Here is a 25,958-nt window from a genome sequence, read left to right as displayed (position 1 = left end):
GCGTATTCCCTGTAAGGTAAGGTGTTATTATGATGTCATTCCGTTCATAAAAGGAACCTCCAAGGGAACTTATCAGGGTCCAATGTTGGTGACGTTTCGATCGCTCTCTTGCTCTTTCACTGTCTGTGAGTTCGATCCTGCCTTGTTTTTTAGCATAGCTTTGAGAGACTGTCTTGTGTTGTCTCGCTTCAGCATGATGCATCTGCGGTTACATTGCCAGTTTGCCGGCAAAAAGGTAGTCTTTCACCAAGAATTTTATCAGGAGTTAACGTTATGCAAGCGCGAGTGAAGTGGGTGGAAGGGCTGTCATTTATCGGCGAATCCGCCTCGGGCCACCAGATCATCATGGATGGCAACAGTGGCGAAAAGGCCACCAGTCCGATGGAAATGCTGCTGATGTCCGCCGGCGGTTGCAGCGCTATTGACGTCGTGTCGATTCTACAAAAAGGCCGCGCCGACGTGCGCGACTGCGAGGTCAAACTGACGTCGACCCGCCGCGAGGAAGCGCCGCGCCTGTTTACCCATATCAATTTGCATTTTGTTGTTACCGGTCGCGACCTGACGGATAAGACTGTAGAGCGCGCGGTCGCGCTATCGGCGGAAAAGTATTGTTCGGTATCGCTTATGTTAGGCAAAGCCGCCACTATCAGACACAGCTTTGAAGTGCGTAACCTCGACTGATAGCATGAGGTGGCGGACGGGCGTCAGGGCGGCGATAACAGGCGAATAACCGCAGAACGGTGTCGCCTGCTTCGCGGCATCAGCGCCGCCTGCATCCCCGGTGGCGACGGTGCAGGCCCTCCACGGCGCCATAACCCTGGCACCGCCGATTGACGGCTACTCCCGCCGCTACACACTCTGCCACAGCCGAAACGCCGCCCGTTAACGGCAAATCACGCTGGCGCAGGGCTACGCCACACCAACGTCGGCGCGTAGACTTCGACTGCACCATGGCTTACCGTAGGCGGCCTCCCGTGTCGGGCCATGCGCCGGCTTGCCGTGCCAGAGCACAAAGAACGTACGCCGCGCGGCAGCGTCTTCCCCCGGTAGAAAAACGCGCCGCCGGTTAGCGAATCCGTTTCCATTCCAGCAATTGCTTGACCAGCGGCGCCATAATCAGTTCCATTGCCAGACCCATTTCGCCACCCGGCACTACCAGTGTGTTGATATTGGAAATAAACGAACACTGCAGCATGGCCAATAAATAGGGAAAATCGATGTCGTCCAGGCCGCGGAAGTGGATAACCACAAAGCTTTCGTCCAATGAAGGAATCGTTTTAGCCGCGAAGGGATTGGAGGTGTCCACCGTTGGCACCCGCTGGAAGTTGATGTGGGTGCGGGAAAATTGCGGCGTGATAAAGTTGATATAATCCTCCATGGATCGCACCACGGAATCCATTACGGCCTCGCGCGAGTGACCGCGTTCATTGGTATCGCGCACCAATTTCTGTATCCATTCCAGGTTGACTATCGGTACCACCCCCCACCAGCAAATCCACATGCCGGGAGACATCATTTTGCTCGGTCACGACGCCGCCGTGCAGTCCTTCGTAGAATAGTACATCGGTCGGCTCCGGCAGCGGCTGCCAGGGGGTAAAGGTACCGGGGACCTGATTATAAGGAACCGCTTCGTCATAGGTATGCAAATATTTGCGCGCTTGTCCGCGCCCGCTTTCACCGTAGTGATAAAAGGTCCTCTCCAGCAGATCGAAGTTATTCGCATCCGGGCCGAAATAACTGACATGCCGGCCTAAATCACGCGCTTTACGAATAGCCAGATCCATTTCCGGCCGCGTGAAGTGATGAAAGCTGTCGCCTTCCAGCTCGGCGGCGCAGATGTTTAATTGCTGGAAGATTTTGCGAAAAGCCAGACTGGTAGTGGTGGTACCGGCTCCGCTGGAGCCGGTGACCGCTATAATCGGATGTTGTGCTGACATAATGTGACCTTAATAATGTTGATAACCTCTGTCAGATGACGTGCGGGCGGGCGCAGGTTATTGTTATCACGTTTGGCGCCGCAGGGCCACCGCCAGGCTTGCTCGTTTCCGCCTTACGGTAGCCGGGGGGGCGGTCCGGGGGGAATGGCCGAACGGGCCCGGTCGCGGGGTTGACCGCACCGGCGGCGACGCTAATCGGGACGATAGTGGCCGCGTGGCATAATATTAATGCTTTCATGCAGTTCCGACCACACCAGCACTGCTTCGCCGGATTGCACTTGGCGTAACACATCCGCGACTTTTTGCCGCAGGATCTTTTCCTGCTCGCCATAATCCGTGCCCTCGCGCAGCACAAACGATTCAATCAGATTATATAGCGTGGTGGGTTCGATCTGCTGCCAGGGAATGATCATTATCGGCATTTCTCCAGTGGTGGGCGAGCCGGCGGCGTGACGAAATTTCACCGACAATTCGCTTGTCGAATCGGCATCGCACTGATAATTTCATAAGCGTTATTGTCGGGAGTAATAGTGCGGGTTATATGGAGCTGGGTCTGTTTTTATCGATGCTATGTTTTCTCTGGGTTGCCGCTATCACCCCCGGTCCAAATAATATGCTGCTTACCGCCTCGGCCGCCCATTTTGGCTTTTGGCGTTCTATGCCGCTGATGTTCGGCATTATGCTTGGCATGCAGTGCATGCTGCTGCTGGTGGCCTGCGGCGTCGGCAGCCTTATCACACTCTATCCCGTCGTGCATTTTACGCTAAAAGTGGCCGGCAGCCTCTATTTGCTGTGGCTTTCTTGGAAAATCGCGACCGCCGTTTATGAAAAGCTGGATACCGATACGCAGCCGGTGCCATTTTATCAGGGCGGTCTGCTACAGTTTCTTAATCCGAAGTCGTGGCTGATGGCCCTCGGTGCGGTGGCCAGCTTTAGTCTGGCCGGGGAGGCGTATGCGGGTTCGGTGATGGCGATAAGCATCGGTATCGCCGCCGTCAATATTGTCTCGGGCGCTATTTGGCTGGCCTTTGGCACGGTGATTGGCCGGCTGCTGAAAAGCCGGCGTGCCTGGACGCTGTTCAATCTGGCGATGGGGCTGCTGACCGCCGCCTGCGTCGTGCTAATTTGGCGCTAAACGCGGTCTGTGCGTTACACCTCTGGCGCCGGGCGAGGTTTGCACGCTAGGTTCAGGCGTTGGGCACGGTGCTTGCGCTGCCGCTGTAGCGCTCTGCCTATCGTCGCTTTGGTGTTGAGTGCGGCGTGCGTCCTCTTTGTGGCCTTGAGCGCGGCCTGCACTGCGCCGGTTTAGCGCTGAACGTGGGCTACTGTGCGTCAAACGCCTGCGTCAGCGCCTCCAATTGTTCCTGCGCTTCCAGCCAGGCCAGCTCCGTCGCCTCCAGCGCCGATTTCAGTTTACCTTGTCGCTGCAGGCAATCGTTTAGCTCGATTTTACGGGCGTTGTCGTACAACGCGCTGTCGCCAAGCTGGCCTTCAACCTCGGCCAGTTCCGCCCCCAGCGAAGCCAGATGTTGTTCATGGCGACCGATGGCCTGGCGCAACGGTTGTGTCTCTTTGCGAAATTCCGCCTCGCGCCGCTTTTGGTCTTTGCGCGTCTGCGCCGTGTTCGCGGCGGCAGGCATGGCGTCCGTATCGGTATTTGACCCGCGCGGCCGCTGTTGTTCCGCCAACCATTGCTGATAATCCTCCAGATCGCCGTCGAAGGGGGCAACCTGACCCTCATGCACCAGATAAAATTCGTCAGTAGTGGAACGCAGCAAATGGCGATCGTGTGATACCACGACCAGCGCGCCGTCGAAGTCGATCAGCGCCTCGGTCAGCGCCTGACGCATATCCAGATCCAAATGGTTGGTGGGCTCATCAAGCAGCAGCTGATTGGGGCGCTGCCGGACGATCAGCGCAAGCACCAGCCGCGCTTTCTCGCCGCCGGAAAAACGCGCCGTCTGCTCCGTGACCTGGTCGCCCTGGAAACCGAAGCCGCCCAGAAAATCGCGCAGCGACTGCTCAGACTCCTTCGGCGCCAACCGGCTGAGCTGTTGCAGCGGCGTCTCATCGGCGCGCAAGAACTCAAGCTGGTGCTGGGCAAAATAGCCAAGTTTAATGCCTTTCGCCAGCGACACCGCCCCCGACCGCGGCGCCAGGGTTCCGGCCAGCAGCTTGATAAGCGTCGACTTACCCGCGCCATTTCGCCCCAGCAGACCGATGCGTGAACCGGGTACCAAATTAAGCTTAATGGAGCGTAAAATCAGGGTATCGCCATTGCCGGCGCTGACCTTTTCCATCGTCAGCAGCGGATTGGGCAAACTCTCCGGCGTACGGAAACTGAACTGGAAGGGATTGTCCACATGGGCCGGTTCGATGGGTTCCATGCGTTCCAGCATCTTGATGCGGCTTTGCGCCTGATTAGCCTTGGTCGCTTTGGCGCGAAATCGGTCGATATGGTGCTGCAAATGCGCCACTTTTTCCTGCTGGTGCTGGTAGAGCGACTGTTGCTGAGCCAGTTTGGTGGCGCGTTGCAGCTCAAACGATGATATAGTTGCCGGCGTACTCATTCAGGGACTGTTGCTCAATATGCAACACCCGGTTAATGATGGGATCAAGGAAATCCCGGTCGTGAGAGATCAGGATAAGCGTGCCGGGGTAATTTCTCAGCCACTTTTCCAGCCAGATGACCGCATCCAAATCCAGATGGTTGGTGGGCTCGTCCAGCAATAGCAAATCGGAGCGGCACAGCAGGGCCTGCGCCAGATTCAGACGCATACGCCAGCCGCCGGAGAAAGCCCGTACCGGCTGCGTCAGCTGCGGTTGGCTGAAGCCCAGACCGCTTAATAGGCTGGCGGCGCGGGCGCGAATCGTCCAGGCGTCAATCGTGTCCAGTTTACCGTGCAGCGTGGCGATGGCATGGCCGTCATTTTTTTCATTGGCAATAACTAATTCAGATTCGAGCTGACGATATTCCCGGTCACCATCGATAACATACTCCAATGCCGGTACGTCCAGTGCGAGGGTTTCCTGATTGACCCAGGCCATCGCCCAATTCGCGGGCAGGCTAACGCCGCCGGCATCGGCGCTGAGTTCTTTTTTCAGCAGCGATAGCAACGTGGATTTGCCGCAGCCGTTTTTGCCGACCAACCCGACTTTTTGCCCCGGATTGACTGTGGCGGTGGCGTTGTCCAGGAGTACGCGGGTACCGCGACGAATTTGCAACGAGGAGAAAACAATCATAAAGCGCCATAGTTAGAGTATGTTAAATTGATATAGTTGAATGTTAAACAGGATATCGCGTTCTGATTTTACTTTGCGAAGCATGGTAGCGGAAATCCTGCTGCCTGACGACGCTTTGGAGGGGAATTGATCTCTGAGCCGCCCAAAGTTTTGCTGTTGTACGCGCATCCTGAGGCCCAGGATTCGGTGGCGAACCAGGTGTTACTCAAGGCTGCGGCAACGCTCGGTCATGTCACCGTACATGATTTGTATGCGCATTATCCGGATTTTTTTATCGATATACCTCACGAACAGCAGCTACTGCGGGATCATCAGGTAATCGTGTTCCAACACCCGTTATACACTTACAGCTGCCCGGCATTGCTCAAGGAGTGGCTGGATCGCGTGCTGACCCGCGGCTTCGCCAGCGGCATCGGCGACGACGCGCTGGCCGGCAAACACTGGCGTTCGGTTATCACCACCGGCGATGCCGAAAGCGCCTATCAATCCAGCGGCACGTTAGGGGTGCAGATGACAGATATCCTGCGTCCTTTCGCTTTGACCGCCGCGTTATGCCGCATGCACTGGCAGCCGCCGCTGATTATTTATTGGGCGCGGCGCCAGGGGGCGGCACGTCTTGCCCGCTGCGCTGACGATTACGTGCGCTGGTTGTCGTTACCTTTGACGTCGGAGGGCGAAGGCCATGGAAAGTAGTCCCTCTTTTCTGATTGCGGTGGTGCTGTTTCTTTTCGCCGCCGTGGTGGCGGTGCCTATCGCGCAGCGTCTCGGTATCGGCGCGGTGCTGGGCTATCTGGCCGCCGGTATCGCTATCGGCCCCTGGGGCCTGGGCTTTATTCGCGATGTCGACGAGATACTGCATTTCTCGGAGCTGGGGGGGGGTGTTCTTAATGTTCATCATCGGCCTGGAGCTGAACCCCGCCAAGCTTTGGCACCTGCGGCACTCGATATTCGGCGTCGGCGCCGCGCAGGTGGCCATCACCGCGGTGTTGCTGTGTGCCGCGCTTATCTTTACCGGTATACGCTGGCAGGCGGCGCTTATCGGCGGCATCGGCCTGGCCATGTCCTCTACCGCCATTGCGCTGCAGTTAATGCGCGACAAGGGCATGAACCGCAATGAGGGCGGCCAACTGGGTTTCTCGGTGTTACTGTTTCAGGATATGGCGGTGATAATACCGGCACTGTCTCTGATCCCGTTTCTCGCCGGCGGCGCCGGCGGGCACGGCGATTGGATGAAAATCAGCATCAAACTGGCGGCGTTTTTTGGCATGCTGGTCGGTGTGCGCTTCCTGCTGCGTCCGCTGTTTCGCTATATCGACTCGGCGAACGTGCGCGAGGTGTTCACCGCCGCCAGTCTGGTGCTGGGTGCCGCGCTGTTTATGGATTTGCTGGGCCTGTCGATGGCTCTTGGCACCTTTATCGCCGGCGTGCTGCTGGCCGAAAGCGAGTACCGCCATGAACTCGAGATTGCCATTGAGCCGTTTAAGGGGCTGCTGTTGGGCCTGTTTTTTATTTCGGTCGGCATGGCGCTGAATCTGGGCATTCTGTATGTGCACGTCCTGACGGTGCTGGCCGGGGTCGCCATCCTGGTGGCCATCAAGGGAACGGTTCTGTATATCCTGGCGCGCCTGGCGGGGCTAAAACGTTCGGTGCGGCTGCAATTTGCCGGCGTACTCAGCCAGGGCGGGGAGTTTGCCTTCGTTCTGTTCTCGGCGGCCTCGGCGCAGAAAATCCTCACCGGCGATCAATTATCCCTATTGTTGGTGATCGTCACCTTGTCGATGATCACCACGCCATTATTGATGCAAGTGATCGATCGTATCCTGGTCCGGCGCTATAATGAAGTAGATGAAAACGATGAAAAACCGTTTGTCAACGACGACGACCCGCAGGTGATCATTGTCGGCTTCGGCCGCTTCTGGCAGGTGATAGGCCGCCTGTTGATGGCAAATAAAACGCGTATAACGGTGCTTGAGCGCGACATCAGCGTGGTCAGCCTGATGCGCGGCTATGGTTATAAAGTGTATTACGGCGATGCCACCGAACTGGAGCTGTTGCGGGCGGCGGGGGCGGAAAAGGCCCGAACGATCGTCGTCTCGGCTAATACGCCCGAAGACAATATGGCCATCATCCGCCTGTGCCAGCAGCACTTTCCCCAGTTGCAGATCCTGGCGCGCGCGCGTCGAAGCGCATGAGCTCCTGCAGGCCGGTGTATCGCGCTTTTCGCGGGAAACCTTCGCCAGCGCTCTGGAGCTGGGACGTAAGGTGCTGCAGTTGTTGGGTATGCACCCCCATCAGGCCTACCGGGCGCAGCAGCATTTCCGCCGGCTGGACATGCGCATGCTACGTGAATTGATGCCCCAAGAGGAGGGGGGGAACAGTTCGCGGGTAAAGGAGGCGAGGCGCGAACTGGAAGACATTTTCCAGCGCGAGATGCAACAGGAGCGGCGGCTGCTCGACGGCTGGGGCGAGGATGAACAACAGGGAGAACGACCCTATGACGGCAAAGCGTAAACGCTTCATCGCCGGCGCCACCTGTCCCGTCTGCCACAGCGCTGATACGCTGGCGGTATGGCGTGAGGACAATAGCGATCGGGTGGCTTGCGTCAAGTGCGGCTATACCCAGCGGCAGGACGACGACATGATTAGCGCGAAAAGACCGGATAAAGAAAACATTATTGGTATTTTCCATCCGGAGTAATGTTATTGGCCGCTTTTTTACGGCTAAATCATACATCCATGCAGTTTTTGATTAGAATCAGCGCCAAATGAGTTTCCAATGGTGGGAGAGAGCATGAAAGTAGCAAAAGATCGGGTGGTCAGTCTGGCCTACCAGTTGAGAACAGAAGACGGTGTATTGGTCGATGAATCCCCGGTGAGCGCACCGTTGGAGTACCTGCATGGTCATGGCTCGCTGATCTCCGGGCTGGAAAAAGCGCTGGATGAACGCGGTGCGGGCGACATCTTCGATATCAGCATCGAAGCCAATGATACTTACGGCCCTTACGATGAAAATCTGGTGCAGCGCGTACCCAAAGATGTATTCATGGGCGTCGACGAACTGGAAGTGGGCATGCGTTTCCTGGCCGAAACGGATCAGGGTCAGGTACCGGTGGAAATCACCGAAATCGATGGCGATCATGTCGTGGTTGACGGCAATCCTATGCTGGCCGGGCAAAACCTGAACTTCCATGTCGAGGTTATCGCGATTCGCGAAGCCACCGAGGAAGAGCTGGCCAACGGCCATGTTCACGGCCACGACCATGACCACGGTGATGGCTGCTGCGGCGGTCATGGGCATGACCACAAAGGCGGCGGCCACGGCGGCTGTGGCTGCCACTAAGCGCGAACGGCGCGGGACCCTGAGCGGGCCACGCCCGGGCGTCACCCGCTCACCCGCTTATTAGTAGTGGGGCGGGGGCGTTTCCTCGCTTTGCGAGGCGATGATCGAGGTGTTCTGCTCGCGCAATTTGTCCGACAGCAGGCGCAATTGCTCCTGTAGCCGGCTGATATCGCGCTGGTGGGCCACCGCCGTCTGATTCAGTTCCTCAATCGTGACTTCCTGGAAAGCAACCCGTTCCTCTAACACTTCCAGACGCTGTTCCAGCTGCGATAGTTCCATCCTATTCCCCTCTCGGTACCGATCAAGACCAATGGAACAGGCGTCGCACCGTTCCCGTTCCGCAGTTGCCTCGAGCGGGCAATCCCGGTAGATTCTACCTTGCTTTACGCGGATCGCCCGCATCAAGGTCATCATTAGGCGGCGATATCAAACCGGATCGCAATGAAAATGCATTATCAGGAAACTTCTTGTTGTAAAAAATGTGATCTTGCCCCGCCATCTCCGTACAGCTTTTGTATCTTAAGTTAACGAAGCCCGCTGCCGCCGGTATTCTCTCGGAGAGTGATATCCCAGCGCGCTGTACGGATGGTTTTCATTGTAATGCGTGAAAGCTGCTGCAAGGTTTCGCAGGGCTGTTCTCGCATCCGGTTTTGGCATGAACTCGATATAGTCTTCCTTCATCGTCTTCACGAACCGTTCGGCCATTCTCTGCGGGCTGCTCACCGCTGTTGTGCAGGGCTCCAGATCCAGTTCTCTGGCGAACCTCTGCGTTTCATGCGCGGTATACGCTGAACCGTTGTCCGTCAACCACTGCACCGCTGTATCGGGTAACCTGTCGCCGAAGCGCTTTTCTACCGACATCAGCATCACATCCTGCACGGTCGAACTGTCGTAGCCTCCAGTGCTCGCAGACCAGTCTATGGCCTCTCTGTCGCAGCAGTCCAGTGCGAACGTGACCCGCAGTTTTTCACCGTTGTCGCAGCCGAACTCGAAGCCATCTGAACACCAGCGCATATCGCTTTCTGCCACCGCGATCCTGCCCTTATGCTCACGCCTCGGCCGCTCTGGTTTTCAATGTAATAACAGCAGGTTATGCTCACACATGATCCTGTAAAGTCGTTTCGCATTTACCGGCGGCAGTCCCTCTGCGCGACGTTGTTTACGCAGGATGCCCCACACCCGCCGATAGCCGTAGCTGGGCATATCGCTGATGATGTCGAGGATGTCCGACAGTATTTCAGCGTCTGCTTCGTCATTACGCCGGTTACAGCGCCTGTCCTGCCAGTCGGCAGAACGCTTAATCCGCAGTGACAGCGGCGCACGCGACCCGCTCATGGCGCGGCTGACCTGTGCTATTCCCCGGCCTTTGGCAACAAGGGCGCGTGCGCTATCCATTTTCGTGACTGGCCGTACTCCACGGCTTCTTTTAGGATCCCAGAAGGCGCTGGAGCTCCCGGACCTGCTTCAATGCAGCTGCAAGCTCAGAGGCAGGAACAACGTCCTCCCCGGCGGTGAGGCTGCCTTCCTGATATTGCTTTTTCCACTTAAACAGCAGGCTGGGCTGGATACCGTGCAGTCGTGCGAGATGGGAGACATTCATGCCGGGCTCCATCCTCTGCTGAATAATGGCCATTTTTTCCTGAGGAGTTTTACGTTTACGGACTTCTTGACCTAACAGGATCCCGGTCATATCAAAATTGGCGTTAGTGTTAGACATATATTCAAGCCTATCTCTTATCTGGAGATACAGCTACTGTCTGGTGTTTCAGGGGGATAAATCATTGTTGTAAAAAATGTTCCAGAAAGCGTTAATCAATCGGCATAGCGATTGTGTTGTGTTTATGCTCACAGCTATAGTATTTGCCTGACTTTGCTATCGACCCCGGGACCGCTTACCCAGGAAAATGGAGATTTATGAAATCATTGATTAAAGTATCGTTGCTGGCCTCTACTATGGCATTTGCCCTGAACGCAAGCAACGCCCTGGCCGCCGATGCGGCACCCGGCGCCACCCCGCCCGCGACTGCTGCACCCGCCAGCGCCACCTCGGACAAATTCAAAAGCAGCGAAGATCAAGCCGCTTATGCCTTGGGCGCCTCTCTGGGGCGTTATATGGATAATTCGCTGAAAGAGCAGGAAAAGCTCGGTATTAAACTGAATAAAGATCAGCTGATCACCGGCGTGCAGGACGCTTTCGCCAACAACAGCAAGCTGTCCGATCAGGAAATTGAAGCCACGCTGCAAAGCTTTGAAGCGCGCGTGAAGCAGGCGGCCCAAACTAAAATGGAGCAGGAGGCCAAGGACAACGCCGCCAAGGGCGATAAATACCGCGCCGACTACGCCAAGGAAAAGGGCGTGAAGAAAACCGCCAATGGCGTCCTGTATAAAGTGGACAAAGCCGGCACCGGCAAAGCGCCGACCGACAGCGATACCGTGGTGGTGAACTATAAAGGCACCTTGGTTGACGGGACCGAATTCGATAATTCCTACAAGCGCGGCGAGCCGCTGTCTTTCCGCCTGGATGGCGTCATCCCCGGCTGGACCGAAGGGTTGAAACACATTCAAAAAGGCGGGAAAATCCAGCTGGTCATTCCGCCGGAGCAGGCTTACGGCAAAACCGGCGTTCCCGGGATCCCGGCCAACTCGACGCTGGTGTTCGATGTTGAACTGCTGGATATCAAACCGGCCACGGCCGCCGGCGACGCCGGACAGTCACCGGACGCGGGCGCGCAGCAGAAATAACGCCGCTGTCACCCAAGAATGGCCGTTGCCCGTGCGTTGTGCAAGCCATCCCCGCGGGATGGTTTTTTTTGCCGCCTTGCCGGCCTAAGGCGTTCACGCTTATGGCTGCCGCCCACGCCGCCTTGCAACGCGGGCGGATAATACCAATGCCGAATAATAAAAAACTTCACCAAACACAACGACAGCGTTTTGCCGGATTTGCTAGACTAGCGGCCGGATAACAGAATTACAGCCAAATCTGCCCGATACTATCCCGGCAGATTCACAACCACGGGTGGTATTTCCACATGTCTACGTCTCTTCCTCAATCTGATGCCGGCGAGCTGGATCTATTGGACGAACGTCCATTCAGCGCCGTGGATCATGAAATTCTCGCCTCTTATGAAGCCGTCGTGGATGGCCTGGCGATGCTTATTGGCGGACATTGCGAGATTGTATTGCACTCCCTGGAGGACCTGAAATGCTCGGCGGTGCGTATCGCCAACGGCGAACATACCGGGCGTAAAGTGGGGTCGCCGATATCGGATCTCGCTCTGCGCATGCTGCATGATATGGCGGGTGAGGACAGCAGCGTCTCCCGCGCCTACTTTACCCGGGCGAAAAACGGCGTGCTGATGAAATCGGTCACCATTGCCATCCGCAATCGTGAGGAGCGGGTGATAGGGCTGCTGTGCATTAATATGAATCTGGACGTACCCTTCTCGCAGATTATGCAAACCTTTATTCCGCCGGAAACGCAGGACATCGCCACCTCGGTGAATTTTGCCTCTTCGGTTGACGATTTGGTGGCCCAGACGCTGGAGTTTACGATTGAGGAAGTCAACGCCGATCGCAACGTGTCCAACAACGCCAAGAACCGCCAGATTGTGCTCAATCTGTATGAGAAATGCATCTTCGATATCAAGGACGCCATCAACCAGGTTGCCGACAGGCTCAACATCTCCAAGCACACGGTCTATTTGTACATCCGTCAGTTCAAAAGCGGCGATTTTGTGGTACAGGAACGGTGAGTTTGGACTACTGCCTGATGGTTACCGGCCCGGCCTATGGCAATCAGCGCGCCAGCAGCGCGCTGCAGTTTGCCCGGGCGCTATTGGCGTGCGGCCACCGTCTCGGCACGGTGTTTTTTTACCAGGACGGCGTGCATAACGCCAACCGCTTAAGTGCGCCCGCCGGCGATGAGGTGGATCTGGTGCGCGCCTGGCACGATCTGGCGCAGCAGCATCAGGTGGCGCTGCATGTCTGCGTCGCCGCCGCCCTGCGTCGTGGCGTGACCGATGCCCTTCAGGCGTCGCTGCTTAAGCGAAGCGGCGAAAATCTTCAGCCCGGCTTTGAGCTCAGCGGCCTGGGCAGCCTGGCACAGGCGGCGCTCGGCTGCGATCGCTTTATCCAGTTCTGAGGCGTCCATGAACCGTATCGCATTTGTTTTCAGCCACGGTCCGCACGGCGACGCCGCCGGACGGGAAGGGCTTGACGCGCTGTTGGCGACCTCGGCATTGGCGGAGGATATCGGTGTCTTTTTTATCGCCGATGGCGTATTGCTGTTGCTGGCGCAGCAGCAGCCGGCGCAAATCCTGGCGCGGGACTTTATCGCCACCTTCGGCGTGCTGCCGCTGTATGATGTCGACAGACTTTATCTCTGCGCCGAGTCGGCGGCGGAGCGCGGTCTGGATGCCGATGCCGGCTGGGTGCTGGACGCCGAATGGTTATCGGCGGCGGACTGGCGCCAGCGTCTGAGTGCTTTTGACACCGTATTGACGTTTTAACGCCGGAGGCGCCCATGCTGTATACCCTGAGCCGTTCTCCCTATGCTTGCGATCTGGCGGAGCTGCTGCGTACCGCGCAGCCCGGCGACGACCTGTTGCTGCTGGCCGATGGCGTTATCGCCGGTCTCAATGGATCACCGGCCGCGCGCGCCTTCGGCGCCTCTCACCTGACGCTGCACGCGCTGGAAAATGATATTGCCGCCCGCGGGCTGTCTGCTCATTTTTCGCCCAATTTTGCGATAATCAGTTATACTGACTTCGTCAGGCTGACTGAAAAACAGCCGCAGCAGATGGCGTGGTAAGCAAGGGTGGGTTGTATATTTCTTGACACCTTTACCCGTCAGCCATAAAATTCTGCGTGCTCTTACTTTGCCCCGCGGCATCACGGGGCGATTTATTACGTGTTTACGAAGCAAAACCCAGGAGTTTTATTGAATGGCAACGATTAACCAGCTGGTACGCAAACCGCGCTCCATGAAGGTTGCGAAGAGCAATGTTCCGGCGCTGGACGCCTGCCCGCATAAACGTGGCGTATGTACCCGCGTATATACCACCACCCCGAAAAAACCGAACTCCGCGCTGCGTAAAGTGTGCCGTGTTCGTTTAACCAACGGGTTTGAAGTCACCTCCTACATCGGCGGTGAAGGTCATAACCTGCAGGAGCACTCCGTGATCCTGATCCGCGGCGGTCGTGTAAAAGACCTGCCGGGTGTGCGTTACCACACCGTTCGTGGCGCGCTTGACTGCTCCGGTGTCAAAGACCGCAAGCAGGGCCGCTCCAAGTACGGCGTGAAGAAGCCAAAGGCTTAATGGTTCTCCGTTAAGTAAGGCCAAACGTTTTATTAATTCTGTCAAAGAACTCATCGAGTTTTGGACAACCCTGAATTAACAACGGAGTATTTCCATGCCACGTCGTCGCGTCATTGGTCAACGTAAAATCCTGCCGGATCCTAAGTTCGGATCTGAGCTTTTGGCCAAATTTGTTAACATCCTGATGGTAGATGGCAAAAAATCTACCGCGGAAGCAATCGTCTATACCGCGCTGGAGACCCTGGCTCAGCGTTATGGTAAAGGCCATCTGGAAGCTTTTGAAGTAGCCCTGGACAACGTGCGTCCGACTGTCGAAGTCAAATCGCGCCGCGTCGGTGGTTCTACTTATCAGGTGCCAGTAGAAGTCCGTCCGGTTCGCCGCAATGCCCTGGCAATGCGTTGGATCGTTGAAGCTGCTCGTAAACGCGGTGATAAATCTATGGCTCTGCGCTTGGCGAACGAACTTTCCGATGCAGCAGAAAACAAAGGTACTGCTGTGAAGAAACGTGAAGACGTTCACCGTATGGCAGATGCCAACAAGGCGTTCGCCCACTACCGCTGGTAATCGCACCGCAGTAGTTACGCTAACCCGGCGGACGCTCATGAGCTGTCCCTGCCGGGTTGGCTCGGAATGAACGCCCCAGTAATCGAGGATTCAAATGGCTCGTATAACACCCATTGCACGCTATCGTAACATCGGTATCAGTGCACACATCGACGCCGGTAAAACCACCACGACTGAACGTATCCTGTTCTACACGGGTGTGAACCACAAGATCGGTGAAGTCCATAATGGCGCTGCCACCATGGACTGGATGGCGCAGGAGCAGGAACGTGGTATCACCATCACGTCCGCAGCGACCACCTGTTTCTGGGCCGGCATGGCCAAACAGTTTGATTCGCACCGTATCAACATCATCGACACCCCGGGACACGTTGACTTCACCATTGAAGTAGAACGCTCCATGCGCGTGCTCGATGGCGCCGTGATGGTTTACTGTGCGGTTGGCGGCGTGCAGCCGCAGTCTGAGACCGTATGGCGTCAGGCAAACAAATACAAAGTGCCACGTATCGCGTTCGTCAATAAAATGGACCGTATGGGCGCCAACTATCTGCGCGTAGTTGAACAGTTGAAAACCCGTCTGGCCGCTAACACGGTTCCGATCCAGCTGGCTATCGGCGCGGAAGAAAAATTCACCGGCGTCGTCGACCTGGTGAAGATGAAAGCGATCAACTGGAGCGAAGCGGACCAGGGTGTGACCTTCAATTATGAAGACATCCCTGCCGATTTGGCCGAGCTGGCCGACAAATGGCACCAGCATCTGGTGGAATCCGCGGCTGAAGCGTCTGAAGAGCTGATGGACAAGTACCTGGGCGGCGAAGAGCTGACCGAGGAAGAAATCAAGCAAGGTCTGCGCCAGCGCGTTCTGAACAACGAAATCATTCTGGTCACCTGTGGTTCCGCGTTCAAGAACAAGGGCGTGCAGGCGATGCTGGATGCGGTCATTGAGTATCTGCCGGCACCTACTGACGTTGCTGCCATTAACGGCGTACTGGAAGACGGCGAAACCCACGCTGAACGTCATTCCAGCGATGACGAGCCGTTCTCGTCGCTGGCGTTCAAAATCGCCACCGACCCGTTCGTCGGCAACCTGACCTTCTTCCGCGTCTACTCCGGCGTCGTCAATTCCGGCGACACCGTGCTGAACTCGGTGAAGGACAAGCGCGAACGTTTCGGCCGTATCGTACAGATGCACGCCAACAAGCGTGAAGAAATCAAGGAAGTGCGCGCCGGCGATATCGCCGCGGCCATCGGCCTGAAGGACGTCACCACCGGGGATACCCTGTGCGACACCTCTGCGCCGATCATCCTTGAGCGCATGGAATTCCCGGAGCCGGTTATCTCCGTTGCCGTGGAACCGAAAACCAAGGCCGACCAGGAAAAAATGGGTCTGGCACTGGGCCGTCTGGCGCAGGAAGACCCATCTTTCCGCGTGTGGACCGATGAAGAGTCCGGTCAGACTATCATCGCCGGGATGGGTGAGCTGCACCTTGAAATCCTCGTCGACCGTATGCGTCGCGAGTTCAACGTGGAAGCCAACGTCGGTAAGCCGCAGGTGGCCTACCGCGAAACGATCCGCTCCACCGTCGAACAGGAAGGTAAATTTGTTCGTCAGTCCGGTGGTCGCGGTCAGTTTGGTCACGTTTGGCTGCGTATCGAACCGATGGAACCGGGTGGTAAAGGCTACGAATTCCTGAACGAAATCGTCGGCGGTGTGGTACCGAAAGAATACGTTCCGGCGGTGGATAAAGGCGTTCAGGAACAGCTGAAAAGCGGTGTTCTGGCCGGTTACCCGATCGTAGACGTCCGTGTTGCCGCCTTCGATGGTTCCTACCATGAAGTCGACTCCTCGGAAATGGCGTTCAAGATTGCCGGTTCCATGGCGTTCAAAGAAGGCTTCATGAAGGCGAAACCGGTGCTGCTGGAACCCATCATGAAGGTCGAAGTTGAAACGCCTGAAGACTACATGGGTGACGTGATTGGTGACTTAAACCGTCGTCGCGGTATGATTGACGGTATGGAAGACACCACGACCGGTAAAACCGTTCGTGCGCAGGTCCCCTTGTCTGAAATGTTCGGTTATGCTACTGATCTGCGTTCACAGACTCAGGGCCGTGCTTCTTACTCCATGGAGTTCCTGAAGTACAATGAAGCATTGAACAACGTTGCTCAGGCCATTATCGAAACCCGCAGAGCCAAGTAAGCTTTAAGGGTTACAATTAATTTCCCGTGCTATCACCCGTTGGTGAGAGCATAAGAGTAAGGAATATAGCCGTGTCTAAAGAAAAGTTTCAACGCACCAAACCCCACGTTAACGTCGGTACTATCGGCCACGTTGACCATGGTAAAACGACCCTGACCGCCGCCATCACCACCGTTCTGGCCAAGGCCTACGGCGGTAGCGCGCGCGCGTTCGATCAAATCGACAACGCGCCGGAAGAAAAGGCCCGTGGTATCACCATCAACACCTCGCACGTTGAATACGATACCCCGAGCCGCCACTACGCGCACGTAGACTGCCCGGGACACGCCGACTATGTGAAAAACATGATCACCGGCGCGGCGCAGATGGACGGCGCTATTCTGGTCGTAGCTGCAACAGACGGCCCGATGCCGCAGACCCGCGAGCACATCCTGCTGGGTCGCCAGGTCGGCGTACCTTACATCATCGTGTTCATGAACAAATGCGACATGGTTGATGACGAAGAACTGCTGGAACTGGTTGAAATGGAAGTGCGCGAACTGCTGTCGCAGTACGACTTCCCGGGCGACGACACGCCGGTAATCCGCGGCTCGGCGCTGAAAACGCTGGAAGGCGACGAAGCCTGGACCGCCAAGATCATCGAACTGGCCGAAGCGCTGGACAGCTACATCCCGGAACCGGAACGCGCCATTGACAAGCCGTTCCTGCTGCCGATCGAAGACGTGTTCTCCATCTCCGGCCGCGGTACCGTGGTCACCGGTCGTGTAGAGCGCGGCATCGTCAAAGTGGGTGAAGAAGTGGAAATCGTCGGTATCAAAGACACCACCAAAACCACCTGCACCGGCGTTGAAATGTTCCGTAAACTTCTGGACGAAGGCCGTGCCGGTGAGAACGTGGGCGTCCTGCTGCGCGGTACCAAGCGTGACGACGTCGAGCGTGGTCAGGTTCTGGCTAAGCCGGGCTCGATCAAGCCGCACACCCAGTTTGAATCGGAAGTGTATATCCTGAGCAAAGACGAAGGCGGCCGCCATACGCCGTTCTTCAAAGGCTACCGTCCGCAGTTCTACTTCCGTACCACTGACGTGACCGGTACCATCGAACTGCCGGAAGGCGTTGAAATGGTGATGCCTGGCGACAACATCAAGATGGTTGTTAACCTGATTGCTCCGATCGCCATGGACGACGGCCTGCGTTTCGCCATTCGCGAAGGCGGCCGTACCGTTGGCGCCGGCGTTGTTGCCAAAGTTATCGCTTAAGACAGACGTCTGATGACAACCGGCACAGTGCCGGTAATGAAAAGGGCGCCTCTGGCGCCCTTTTTTTATGCATGTCGGCCACCGGCAATCGCCTTTGACAAGCTGCGCCACGCTAGCGGCCATGCGTGAAAGAGCACGCCGCCAACCAGGCTACTTTTACTAACGACCCGCTACCAGACAGTAGAGAAAGAAATCATTCAACACTGTTCGGTCACCTTAGCGTCTAACCATGCCACCATTAGCACCGACTTGCCGTGTGAACCACCGCGGCGCCACCTTATAAACAATAACGGGCCAGATATGCCCCAGTTAGCGCCGTATTAAGCGCTTACCTCGCTAGGTCAGCTGCAGCGCTCCCCGTTGGCTTCACGACGCTCAGCAAGCGAAGCCTGGCGACAGACCGAAAAAAATACGCTTTTTACCGGTTAAAGATCAGCAGCTTATTGTACAAAACGCAAACAGCAATACTTTCGCTATTGTAATGACAAGCGTTCTCATTTAAATTAACGTGAGATAAGCCAGTGAGTAGCAGCAATGTATGTGTGTTTATGTAATGCGGTGAGCGACAAAGCGATACGCGCCGCAGTGAGGCAACACCAGCCCCAGACCTTTAAGCAATTGAAACGATTGGTGCCGGTGGGTACCCAATGCGGAAAATGCGTTTGCGTGGCGCGCCGTATAATGGAGGATGAACTTCAGCACATCGCACCATTGGAAAATATTGCCTGAGAAAGTAGGGTTATTGCTTTGCAATACTCTGTCGCGGTTATATTCTGATATAACACGCAACGGAGGATTCTGTCATGAAAGGTGATGCCCAGATTATCAACCATCCCAACAAGCTGCTTGGCAGCGAGCTCGTGGCTATCAATCAGTACTTCCTGCATGCCAGGATGTTCAAAAATTGGGGCCTGATGCGCCTTAACGACGTTGAATACCACGAATCCATTGATGAAATGAAACATGCGGATCGCTACATTGAACGCATTTTGTTTCTGGAAGGGTTACCTAATCTGCAAGATCTCGGCAGGCTGAATATCGGCGAGGATGTCGAAGAAATGCTGCGCTCCGATCTTTATTTGGAACTGCAGGGTGCGCAGGATCTGCGTGAAGGAATCGCCTACGCGGACTCAATACGCGACTATGTGTCGCGGGATTTGATGATTGAAATCCTGACCGACGAAGAAGAGCATATCGATTTTCTGGAAACCGAGCTGGCCCTTATCAGCCGTATCGGCCTTCAGAACTACCTGCAATCACAGTTGAAAGACGCCGCGCAATAAGCTTGGGGCGACGGTCCGTCAAACGGTCGGTTTGCGCGGGGCCCGGTGTAGAGTACGCCGCACACCGCGCCGTCCGCCCAGGACCTGCTACTCTGCCCCGGCTTTTTTCCTGGGCACCATCATGCTGCCTATCCGACGTCTTCCCTTGCCACCGCCTGCCCAATGCAGGGTGCTTCCCGCCGCCGCACTTCCCCCCTTTTCACCGCCCGCGCTTGCTTCCTGTACAGATTTGCGTATAATGCGCGGGCTTGTCTTGTAGTTATTCAACTTGACAGGCCGACCTGCTCGTTAGGTCCGCGCAGGCGGTAAGCCAGCTGACAACATCCCCAATTGGGGGATAACACTGAACGATTAAACTCCCCCATCAATCGAAATGGGTGTGAGGAGTAGCTTTTTACGTTTATAAATAATTGGAGCTCTGGTCTCATGCAGAACCAAAGAATCCGTATCCGTTTGAAAGCGTTTGATCATCGTCTGATTGATCAATCAACCGCGGAAATCGTCGAGACTGCCAAACGTACCGGTGCTCAGGTACGTGGTCCGATCCCGCTGCCGACCCGCAAAGAGCGCTTTACCATTCTGATCTCTCCGCACGTCAACAAAGATGCGCGCGATCAGTATGAAATCCGCACTCATAAGCGTCTGGTTGACATCGTTGAGCCAACCGAAAAAACCGTTGATGCTCTGATGCGTCTTGACCTGGCTGCCGGTGTAGACGTGCAGATCAGCCTGGGTTAATCAGGTCGTTGAACGATTGAGAGGTTGAAACAATGAAGGGTTTAATCGGACGTAAAGTGGGCATGACTCGCATCTTCACCGAAGATGGCGTTTCTATCCCCGTCACCGTTATCGAAATTGAAGCAAACCGCGTCACCCAGGTCAAAGATCTGGAAAACGACGGTTACCGTGCTATCCAGGTTACCGCCGGCACCAAAAAAGCCAACCGCGTAACTAAACCGGAAGCCGGTCATTTTGCGAAGGCTGGCGTTGAAGCCGGCCGTGGTCTGTGGGAATTCCGCGTCGAAGACGGCGAAGAAGTCACCGTTGGCCAGATCATCACCGTAGAACTGTTTGCTGATGTAAAAAAAGTCGACGTTACGGGTACCTCCAAAGGTAAAGGATTTGCCGGCACTGTAAAGCGCTGGAACTTCCGCACCCAGGATGCTACCCACGGTAACTCCTTGTCACACCGCGTTCCGGGTTCCATCGGTCAGAACCAGACTCCGGGCAAAGTATTCAAGGGCAAGAAAATGGCAGGCCAGATGGGCAACGAGCGCGTAACCGTTCAAAGCCTGGACGTGGTACGTGTTGACGTAGAACGCAACCTGCTGCTGGTCAAAGGCGCCGTCCCGGGAGCAACCGGTGGCGACCTGATCGTCAAACCGGCTGTCAAGGCGTAACGTCGAGGAGATAGGAATGGAATTGGTATTGAAAGACGCGCAAAGCGCGCTGACTGTTTCCGAAACTACCTTCGGTCGTGACTTCAACGAAGCGCTGGTCCACCAGGTTGTTGTGGCTTACGCAGCAGGTGCCCGTCAGGGGACCCGCGGTCAGAAGACCCGTGCCGAAGTCACTGGTTCCGGTAAAAAGCCCTGGCGTCAGAAGGGCACCGGCCGTGCGCGTTCCGGTAGTGTGAAGAGCCCGATTTGGCGTTCTGGTGGCGTTACCTTTGCCGCCAAGCCGCAGGATCACAGTCAGAAAGTCAATAAGAAGATGTACCGCGGGGCGCTGAAAAGCATCCTGTCTGAACTGGTACGTCAGGATCGTTTGATCGTTGTTGAACAGTTCTCTGTCGAAGCGCCGAAAACCAAGCTGCTGGCACAGAAACTGAAAGACATGGCGTTGGAAGATGTGCTGATCATTACCGGCGAACTGGACGAAAACCTGTTCCTGGCTGCGCGTAACCTCTACAAAGTAGACGTACGCGACGCTAATGGTATCGACCCGGTTAGCCTGATCGCCTTCGACAAAGTTGTTATGACGGCTGACGCTGTTAAGCAAGTTGAGGAGATGCTGGCATGATTCGTGAAGAACGTCTGCTGAAAGTACTGCGCGCGCCGCATGTTTCTGAAAAAGCATCTACCGCGATGGAAAAACACAACACCATCGTACTCAAAGTAGCTAAAGATGCGACCAAAGCAGAAATCAAATCCGCTGTGCATAAACTGTTTGAAGTCGAAGTCAATGACTTGCGTACCCTGGTCGTTAAAGGGAAAACCAAACGTCACGGACAGCGTATCGGTCGTCGTAGCGACTGGAAAAAAGCTTACGTCACCCTGAAAGAAGGCCAGAACCTGGACTTCATCGGCGGCGCAGAGTAAGTCGGAGGAGTAAGAACAATGGCAATTGTTAAATGTAAACCGACATCTCCGGGTCGTCGCCACGTTGTTAAAGTGGTCAACCCTGAGCTGCACAAGGGCAAACCCTACGCCCCGTTGCTGGAAACTCTCAGCAAATCCGGTGGCCGCAACAACAATGGCCGTATCACTACGCACCATATCGGTGGTGGCCACAAGCAACATTATCGTCTGGTTGACTTCAAACGCAACAAAGACGGTATCCCGGCAGTGGTAGAACGTCTGGAGTATGATCCGAACCGTTCCGCTAACATAGCGCTGGTGTTGTACAAAGATGGTGAACGTCGTTACATCCTGGCACCGAAAGGCCTGAAGGCCGGTGATCAGATTCAATCTGGCGTCGATGCGGCAATCAAAGCCGGCAACGCTCTGCCGATGCGCAATATTCCGGTTGGTTCCACCGTGCATAACGTGGAAATGAAACCGGGTAAAGGCGGTCAGCTGGCGCGTTCCGCCGGTGCTTATGTTCAGATCGTGGCTCGTGACGGCGCTTATGTCACGCTGCGTCTGCGTTCCGGTGAAATGCGCAAAATTCAGTCCGAATGCCGCGCGACCCTGGGCGAAGTAGGTAATGCTGAACATATGCTGCGTGTACTGGGTAAAGCCGGCGCCAGCCGCTGGCGTGGCATCCGTCCGACCGTTCGCGGTACGGCGATGAACCCGGTCGACCACCCGCACGGTGGTGGTGAAGGTCGTAACTTTGGTAAGCACCCGGTTTCGCCGTGGGGCATTCAGACCAAAGGTAAGAAGACCCGTAGCAATAAGCGTACTGATAAGTTCATCGTACGTCGCCGTAGTAAATAATATTAGAGGATAAACCATGCCACGTTCTCTCAAGAAAGGTCCATTTATTGACCTGCACTTGTTGAAGAAGGTAGAGAAAGCGGTGGAAAGCGGTGACAAGAAGCCTATTCGCACTTGGTCCCGTCGTTCAACGATCTTTCCCACAATAATCGGTTTGACCATCGCTGTCCATAATGGTCGTCAGCACGTACCCGTTTTTGTCGCCGATGAAATGGTCGGTCACAAACTGGGGGAATTCGCGCCGACGCGTACTTATCGCGGCCATGCGGCCGACAAAAAGGCCAAAAAGCGCTAAGGTAGGAGGAAGAGATGGAAACTATCGCTCAACATCGCCACGCTCGTTCTTCTGCTCAAAAGGTTCGCCTGGTGGCTGACCTGATTCGCGGTAAGAAAGTGTCGCAAGCTATGGAAGTTCTGACCTATACCAACAAGAAAGCTGCTGGTCTGGTGAAGAAAGTACTGGAGTCTGCCATTGCTAACGCTGAACACAACGATGGCGCAGATATTGATGATCTGAAAGTCGCGAAGATTTTCGTCGACGCTGGCCCGAGCATGAAGCGCATTATGCCGCGTGCCAAGGGTCGTGCAGATCGTATCCTGAAGCGCACCAGCCACATTACTGTGGTTGTGTCCGATCGCTGAGACTCTGGAGACTAGCAATGGGTCAGAAAGTACATCCTAATGGTATTCGCCTGGGTATTGTTAAACCCTGGAATTCTACCTGGTATGCGAATACTAAAGAATTCGCTGACAACCTGGACAGCGACTTTAAAGTTCGTCAGTTCCTGACCAAGGAATTGTCGAAAGCTTCGGTTTCCCGCGTGGTGATCGAACGTCCGGCCAAGAGCATCAGTGTGACCATTCACACCGCTCGTCCGGGCATCGTTATTGGCAAAAAAGGCGAAGACGTCGAAAAACTGCGTAAGGTCGTAGCGGATATCGCTGGCGTGCCGGCGCAGATTAACATCGCTGAAGTCCGTAAGCCGGAACTGGACGCCAAACTGGTCGCCGACAGCATCTCTTCGCAGCTGGAACGTCGCGTTATGTTCCGTCGTGCGATGAAGCGTGCCGTGCAGAACGCCATGCGTCTGGGCGCCAAGGGGATTAAGGTTGAAGTCAGCGGCCGTCTGGGCGGCGATGAAATAGCACGTACCGAATGGTACCGCGAAGGTCGTGTTCCGTTGCATACCCTGCGTGCGGATATCGACTACAACACCTCCGAAGCGCACACCACTTATGGTGTCATCGGCGTAAAAGTGTGGATCTTCAAAGGTGAGATCTTAGGTGGTATGGCTGCCGTTGAACAACCGGAACCGGCTGCTCAACCTAAAAAGCAGCAGCGTAAAGGCCGCAAGTAAGGAGAGTCGCTGATGTTACAACCAAAGCGTACAAAATTCCGTAAGATGCACAAGGGCCGCAACCGTGGCCTGGCAGCGGGTACGGATGTTAGCTTCGGTACTTTCGGTCTGAAAGCTGTTGGCCGTGGTCGTTTGACCGCTCGTCAAATCGAAGCAGCACGTCGTGCCATGACACGTGCAGTTAAGCGTCAAGGTAAGATCTGGATCCGGATTTTCCCGGACAAACCGATCACCGAAAAGCCGCTTGAAGTGCGTATGGGTAAAGGTAAAGGTAACGTGGAATACTGGGTTGCCTTGATTCAGCCGGGAAAAGTCCTGTACGAAATGGACGGCGTTCCGGAAGAGCTTGCCCGTGAAGCCTTCAAGCTGGCAGCAGCAAAACTGCCGATTAAAACCACCTTTGTAACCAAGACGGTGATGTAATGAAAGCAAATGAGCTGCGTGAAAAAAGCGCTGAAGAGCTGAACACCGAACTGCTGAACCTGCTGCGCGAGCAATTCAACCTGCGTATGCAGGCTGCCAGCGGCCAGCTGCAGCAGACTCACCTGTTAAAGCAGGTGCGCCGAAATGTTGCGCGCGTGAAGACGTTATTGACTGAGAAGGAGGGTGCGTAATGAGTGACCAAATCCGTACTCTGCAAGGTCGTGTGGTCAGTGACAAAATGGAGAAATCCATTGTTGTGGCCATCGAACGTTTTGTGAAACACCCGATCTACGGCAAGTTCATTAAACGTACGACCAAGCTCCACGTACATGACGAGAACAATGACAGCAACATCGGCGACATCGTTGAAATCAGCGAATGTCGTCCGATTTCCAAGACCAAGTCCTGGACGCTGGTTCGCGTTGTAGAGAAAGCGATCCTGTAAAACGGTAAGCGCGCTCTAAACAGATAAACGTCTCGTCCTTTGGGCCGTTTATTTTTTCTACCCATACACCAGGAGCGGTGTTATAATGCCGCGCCCTGTATTATGGGTTTTTTCTTACGACCGATTCAGGTCATTAAGTATAAGTAGTAGTTGACATTAGCGGAGCACTAACATGATCCAAGAACAGACTATGCTGACCGTGGCCGACAACTCCGGTGCACGACGCGTAATGTGTATCAAGGTTCTAGGTGGCTCGCACCGTCGCTACGCAGGCGTCGGCAACATTATCAAAATTACCATCAAGGAAGCGATTCCTCGTGGCAAAGTAAAAAAAGGTGATGTCCTGAAGGCGGTAGTGGTGCGCACCAAAAAGGGGGTTCGTCGCCCTGACGGTTCTGTCGTTCGCTTCGATGGTAATGCTTGTGTTTTGTTGAACAACAACAGTGAGCAACCTATCGGTACGCGTATTTTTGGGCCGGTGACTCGTGAACTGCGTACCGAAAAGTTCATGAAGATCATTTCCCTGGCACCTGAAGTACTCTAAGGAGCGAATCATGGCAGCGAAAATCCGTCGTGATGACGAAGTTATCGTGCTGACCGGCAAAGATAAAGGTAAGCGCGGTAAAGTAAAAAATGTCCTGTCTACCGGCAAGGCCATCGTTGAAGGTATCAATCTGGTCAAGAAACATCAAAAACCAGTCCCGGCCACGAACCAGCCGGGTGGCATCGTTGATAAAGAAGCAGCAATCGATCTTTCCAACCTTGCAATCTTCAATGCGGCCACCAGCAAGGCGGACCGTGTGGGCTTTAAGATTGAAGAAGGCAAGAAATTGCGTGTCTTCAAATCTAACGGCGAAACTATTAAGTAATTTGGAGTAGTACGATGGCGAAACTGCATGATTACTACAAAGACGAAGTAGCCTCTCAACTGATGAAACAGTTCGGCTACCATTCTGTCATGCAAGTCCCTCGGGTCGAGAAGATAACACTGAATATGGGTGTGGGTGAAGCAATTGCCGATAAAAAGCTGCTGGATAACGCCGCAGCCGATTTGACCGCGATTTCTGGCCAAAAGCCGCTTATCACCAAAGCACGCAAATCTGTTGCTGGCTTCAAAATACGTCAGGGCTATCCGATCGGTTGTAAAGTAACTCTGCGTGGCGAACGCATGTGGGAGTTCTTCGAGCGACTGATTTCCATTGCTGTACCGCGTATCCGTGACTTCCGTGGCCTGTCCGCGAAGTCATTCGATGGCCGTGGTAACTACAGCATGGGCGTGCGTGAACAGATCATCTTCCCGGAAATCGACTATGACAAAGTCGATCGCGTTCGTGGCTTGGATATTACCATCACCACCACTGCGAAATCCGATGATGAAGGCCGTGCGCTGTTGACCGCCTTTAACTTCCCATTCCGCAAGTAAGGTAGG

32 protein-coding genes and 4 pseudogenes are annotated in these 25,958 nt (G+C 55.2%); 31 read left to right on the top strand and 5 right to left on the bottom strand.

The genetic code is table 11. The features are described from left to right. The first annotated feature begins 273 nt into the window (after nt 1-273). Nucleotides 274-681, top strand: a complete 408-nt coding sequence (locus JZM24_RS05545) for an OsmC family protein (protein WP_215668948.1) — start codon at nt 274-276, stop codon at nt 679-681. A 385-nt stretch (nt 682-1,066) separates the two neighbouring features. Here the strand turns inward: JZM24_RS05545 and JZM24_RS05540 are convergent. Beyond that, nucleotides 1,067-1,937, bottom strand: a pseudogene (locus tag JZM24_RS05540) (phosphoribulokinase). A 191-nt stretch (nt 1,938-2,128) separates the two neighbouring features. After that, nucleotides 2,129-2,350 carry a YheU family protein gene (locus JZM24_RS05535; protein WP_215670017.1) on the bottom strand — a complete coding sequence of 74 codons (222 nt, stop codon included), beginning with the start codon at nt 2,348-2,350 and terminating at the stop codon, nt 2,129-2,131. Nucleotides 2,351-2,478: 128 nt separating this feature from the next. On the opposite strand from JZM24_RS05535, the gene JZM24_RS05530 reads away from it, so the two are divergent. Next, on the top strand, nt 2,479-3,072 hold the full coding sequence (locus tag JZM24_RS05530) for a LysE family translocator (RefSeq protein WP_215668946.1): 594 nt from the start codon (nt 2,479-2,481) through the stop codon (nt 3,070-3,072). 187 nt (nt 3,073-3,259) lie between these two features. Here the strand turns inward: JZM24_RS05530 and JZM24_RS05525 are convergent. Then, a pseudogene (locus tag JZM24_RS05525) lies at nt 3,260-5,180 on the bottom strand (ABC transporter ATP-binding protein). A gap of 129 nt (nt 5,181-5,309) precedes the next feature. Between JZM24_RS05525 and kefG the strand changes: the two are divergent. The 4 genes and pseudogenes from kefG to slyD all read left to right on the top strand — a co-directional run bounded on the left by kefG (nt 5,310) and on the right by slyD (nt 8,520). Further along, nucleotides 5,310-5,873 (top strand): glutathione-regulated potassium-efflux system ancillary protein KefG, encoded by a 564-nt coding sequence (kefG, locus tag JZM24_RS05520; RefSeq protein ID WP_215670016.1) that lies wholly within the window; start codon nt 5,310-5,312, stop codon nt 5,871-5,873. After that, nucleotides 5,863-7,691, top strand: a pseudogene (gene kefB, locus JZM24_RS05515) (glutathione-regulated potassium-efflux system protein KefB). The gene kefG and the pseudogene kefB overlap by 11 nt, the downstream one beginning before the upstream one ends. Further along, the gene (locus tag JZM24_RS05510) at nt 7,675-7,878 is read left to right on the top strand and encodes a YheV family putative zinc ribbon protein (protein ID WP_215668945.1); all 204 of its coding nucleotides are present in this window, start codon (nt 7,675-7,677) and stop codon (nt 7,876-7,878) included. The pseudogene kefB and the gene JZM24_RS05510 overlap by 17 nt, the downstream one beginning before the upstream one ends. A 93-nt stretch (nt 7,879-7,971) precedes the next feature. Then, nucleotides 7,972-8,520, top strand: coding sequence for a peptidylprolyl isomerase (gene slyD / locus JZM24_RS05505; protein WP_215668944.1), 549 nt, complete (start codon nt 7,972-7,974; stop codon nt 8,518-8,520). Nucleotides 8,521-8,580: 60 nt separating this feature from the next. Here slyD and JZM24_RS05500 read toward each other — a convergent pair whose 3' ends face one another. Both JZM24_RS05500 and JZM24_RS05495 read right to left on the bottom strand, forming a co-directional pair. Beyond that, nucleotides 8,581-8,799 (bottom strand): protein SlyX, encoded by a 219-nt coding sequence (locus tag JZM24_RS05500; protein ID WP_215668943.1) that lies wholly within the window; start codon nt 8,797-8,799, stop codon nt 8,581-8,583. A 240-nt stretch (nt 8,800-9,039) separates the two neighbouring features. Beyond that, nucleotides 9,040-10,210: pseudogene (locus JZM24_RS05495) on the bottom strand (IS3 family transposase). A gap of 224 nt (nt 10,211-10,434) precedes the next feature. On the opposite strand from JZM24_RS05495, the gene fkpA reads away from it, so the two are divergent. The 25 genes from fkpA (at nt 10,435) to rplE (ending at nt 25,952) form a co-directional block, all read left to right on the top strand. Further along, nucleotides 10,435-11,262: an FKBP-type peptidyl-prolyl cis-trans isomerase gene (fkpA, locus tag JZM24_RS05490; protein ID WP_215668941.1), complete on the top strand. Its 828-nt coding sequence runs from the start codon at nt 10,435-10,437 to the stop codon at nt 11,260-11,262. Nucleotides 11,263-11,549: 287 nt separating this feature from the next. Further along, nucleotides 11,550-12,272, top strand: coding sequence for a helix-turn-helix transcriptional regulator (locus tag JZM24_RS05485; protein WP_215668940.1), 723 nt, complete (start codon nt 11,550-11,552; stop codon nt 12,270-12,272). Continuing rightward, on the top strand, nt 12,269-12,661 hold the full coding sequence (gene tusD / locus JZM24_RS05480) for a sulfurtransferase complex subunit TusD (protein WP_312884923.1): 393 nt from the start codon (nt 12,269-12,271) through the stop codon (nt 12,659-12,661). The genes JZM24_RS05485 and tusD overlap by 4 nt, the downstream gene beginning before the upstream one ends. Nucleotides 12,662-12,668: 7 nt before the next feature. Continuing rightward, on the top strand, nt 12,669-13,028 hold the full coding sequence (tusC, locus tag JZM24_RS05475; protein WP_074013461.1) for a sulfurtransferase complex subunit TusC: 360 nt from the start codon (nt 12,669-12,671) through the stop codon (nt 13,026-13,028). A gap of 14 nt (nt 13,029-13,042) precedes the next feature. Next, nucleotides 13,043-13,330 carry a sulfurtransferase complex subunit TusB gene (gene tusB, locus JZM24_RS05470; RefSeq protein WP_215668938.1) on the top strand — a complete coding sequence of 96 codons (288 nt, stop codon included), beginning with the start codon at nt 13,043-13,045 and terminating at the stop codon, nt 13,328-13,330. A gap of 133 nt (nt 13,331-13,463) precedes the next feature. Continuing rightward, nucleotides 13,464-13,838, top strand: coding sequence for a 30S ribosomal protein S12 (gene rpsL / locus JZM24_RS05465; protein ID WP_215668936.1), 375 nt, complete (start codon nt 13,464-13,466; stop codon nt 13,836-13,838). 94 nt (nt 13,839-13,932) lie between these two features. Continuing rightward, nucleotides 13,933-14,403, top strand: coding sequence for a 30S ribosomal protein S7 (gene rpsG / locus JZM24_RS05460; RefSeq protein ID WP_215668935.1), 471 nt, complete (start codon nt 13,933-13,935; stop codon nt 14,401-14,403). Nucleotides 14,404-14,497: 94 nt separating this feature from the next. After that, complete coding sequence (gene fusA, locus JZM24_RS05455) at nt 14,498-16,603, top strand: elongation factor G (protein ID WP_215668932.1); 2,106 nt, start codon at nt 14,498-14,500, stop codon at nt 16,601-16,603. A 71-nt stretch (nt 16,604-16,674) separates the two neighbouring features. After that, entirely contained in the window at nt 16,675-17,859 is a 1,185-nt protein-coding gene (gene tuf / locus JZM24_RS05450; protein WP_215668931.1) for an elongation factor Tu, read from the top strand. A 534-nt stretch (nt 17,860-18,393) separates the two neighbouring features. Then, nucleotides 18,394-18,588 (top strand): bacterioferritin-associated ferredoxin, encoded by a 195-nt coding sequence (gene bfd / locus JZM24_RS05445; protein ID WP_215668930.1) that lies wholly within the window; start codon nt 18,394-18,396, stop codon nt 18,586-18,588. 74 nt (nt 18,589-18,662) lie between these two features. Beyond that, a complete protein-coding gene (gene bfr, locus JZM24_RS05440; RefSeq protein ID WP_215668928.1) occupies nt 18,663-19,142 on the top strand; it encodes a bacterioferritin in 480 nt (159 codons plus the stop codon). A 426-nt stretch (nt 19,143-19,568) separates the two neighbouring features. Beyond that, complete coding sequence (rpsJ, locus tag JZM24_RS05435) at nt 19,569-19,880, top strand: 30S ribosomal protein S10 (RefSeq protein WP_009639175.1); 312 nt, start codon at nt 19,569-19,571, stop codon at nt 19,878-19,880. 32 nt (nt 19,881-19,912) lie between these two features. Continuing rightward, the gene (gene rplC, locus JZM24_RS05430) at nt 19,913-20,542 is read left to right on the top strand and encodes a 50S ribosomal protein L3 (protein ID WP_215668926.1); all 630 of its coding nucleotides are present in this window, start codon (nt 19,913-19,915) and stop codon (nt 20,540-20,542) included. A 16-nt stretch (nt 20,543-20,558) separates the two neighbouring features. After that, on the top strand, nt 20,559-21,164 hold the full coding sequence (gene rplD, locus JZM24_RS05425) for a 50S ribosomal protein L4 (RefSeq protein WP_074012266.1): 606 nt from the start codon (nt 20,559-20,561) through the stop codon (nt 21,162-21,164). Beyond that, complete coding sequence (gene rplW / locus JZM24_RS05420; protein WP_215668925.1) at nt 21,161-21,463, top strand: 50S ribosomal protein L23; 303 nt, start codon at nt 21,161-21,163, stop codon at nt 21,461-21,463. The genes rplD and rplW overlap by 4 nt, the downstream gene beginning before the upstream one ends. A gap of 18 nt (nt 21,464-21,481) precedes the next feature. After that, on the top strand, nt 21,482-22,303 hold the full coding sequence (rplB, locus tag JZM24_RS05415; RefSeq protein ID WP_215668923.1) for a 50S ribosomal protein L2: 822 nt from the start codon (nt 21,482-21,484) through the stop codon (nt 22,301-22,303). Between the two features lie 16 nt (nt 22,304-22,319). Beyond that, nucleotides 22,320-22,598: a 30S ribosomal protein S19 gene (rpsS, locus tag JZM24_RS05410; RefSeq protein WP_215668921.1), complete on the top strand. Its 279-nt coding sequence runs from the start codon at nt 22,320-22,322 to the stop codon at nt 22,596-22,598. Between the two features lie 14 nt (nt 22,599-22,612). After that, nucleotides 22,613-22,945, top strand: a complete 333-nt coding sequence (gene rplV / locus JZM24_RS05405) for a 50S ribosomal protein L22 (RefSeq protein ID WP_215668920.1) — start codon at nt 22,613-22,615, stop codon at nt 22,943-22,945. Nucleotides 22,946-22,962: 17 nt separating this feature from the next. Further along, nucleotides 22,963-23,661 (top strand): 30S ribosomal protein S3, encoded by a 699-nt coding sequence (gene rpsC / locus JZM24_RS05400; RefSeq protein ID WP_215668919.1) that lies wholly within the window; start codon nt 22,963-22,965, stop codon nt 23,659-23,661. A 12-nt stretch (nt 23,662-23,673) separates the two neighbouring features. Beyond that, nucleotides 23,674-24,084: a 50S ribosomal protein L16 gene (gene rplP / locus JZM24_RS05395; RefSeq protein WP_025243890.1), complete on the top strand. Its 411-nt coding sequence runs from the start codon at nt 23,674-23,676 to the stop codon at nt 24,082-24,084. Next, entirely contained in the window at nt 24,084-24,275 is a 192-nt protein-coding gene (rpmC, locus tag JZM24_RS05390; RefSeq protein WP_215668917.1) for a 50S ribosomal protein L29, read from the top strand. Before rplP ends, rpmC begins: the two co-directional genes overlap by 1 nt. Beyond that, nucleotides 24,275-24,529, top strand: coding sequence for a 30S ribosomal protein S17 (gene rpsQ, locus JZM24_RS05385; protein ID WP_025243888.1), 255 nt, complete (start codon nt 24,275-24,277; stop codon nt 24,527-24,529). Before rpmC ends, rpsQ begins: the two co-directional genes overlap by 1 nt. Before the next feature lie 172 nt (nt 24,530-24,701). After that, nucleotides 24,702-25,073 carry a 50S ribosomal protein L14 gene (gene rplN / locus JZM24_RS05380; RefSeq protein WP_215668915.1) on the top strand — a complete coding sequence of 124 codons (372 nt, stop codon included), beginning with the start codon at nt 24,702-24,704 and terminating at the stop codon, nt 25,071-25,073. 10 nt (nt 25,074-25,083) lie between these two features. Beyond that, nucleotides 25,084-25,398 (top strand): 50S ribosomal protein L24, encoded by a 315-nt coding sequence (gene rplX, locus JZM24_RS05375; RefSeq protein WP_215668913.1) that lies wholly within the window; start codon nt 25,084-25,086, stop codon nt 25,396-25,398. 14 nt (nt 25,399-25,412) lie between these two features. Continuing rightward, nucleotides 25,413-25,952 carry a 50S ribosomal protein L5 gene (gene rplE, locus JZM24_RS05370; protein ID WP_215668911.1) on the top strand — a complete coding sequence of 180 codons (540 nt, stop codon included), beginning with the start codon at nt 25,413-25,415 and terminating at the stop codon, nt 25,950-25,952. The last annotated feature ends 6 nt before the right edge of the window (nt 25,953-25,958 follow it).

Origin of the sequence: Candidatus Sodalis endolongispinus (assembly GCF_018777395.1) — a bacterium.
GTDB lineage: Bacteria > Pseudomonadota > Gammaproteobacteria > Enterobacterales > Enterobacteriaceae > Sodalis_B > Sodalis_B endolongispinus.
Note: the sequence above shows the minus strand (reverse complement) of the source record. Positions and strands in the feature narration are given on the sequence as shown.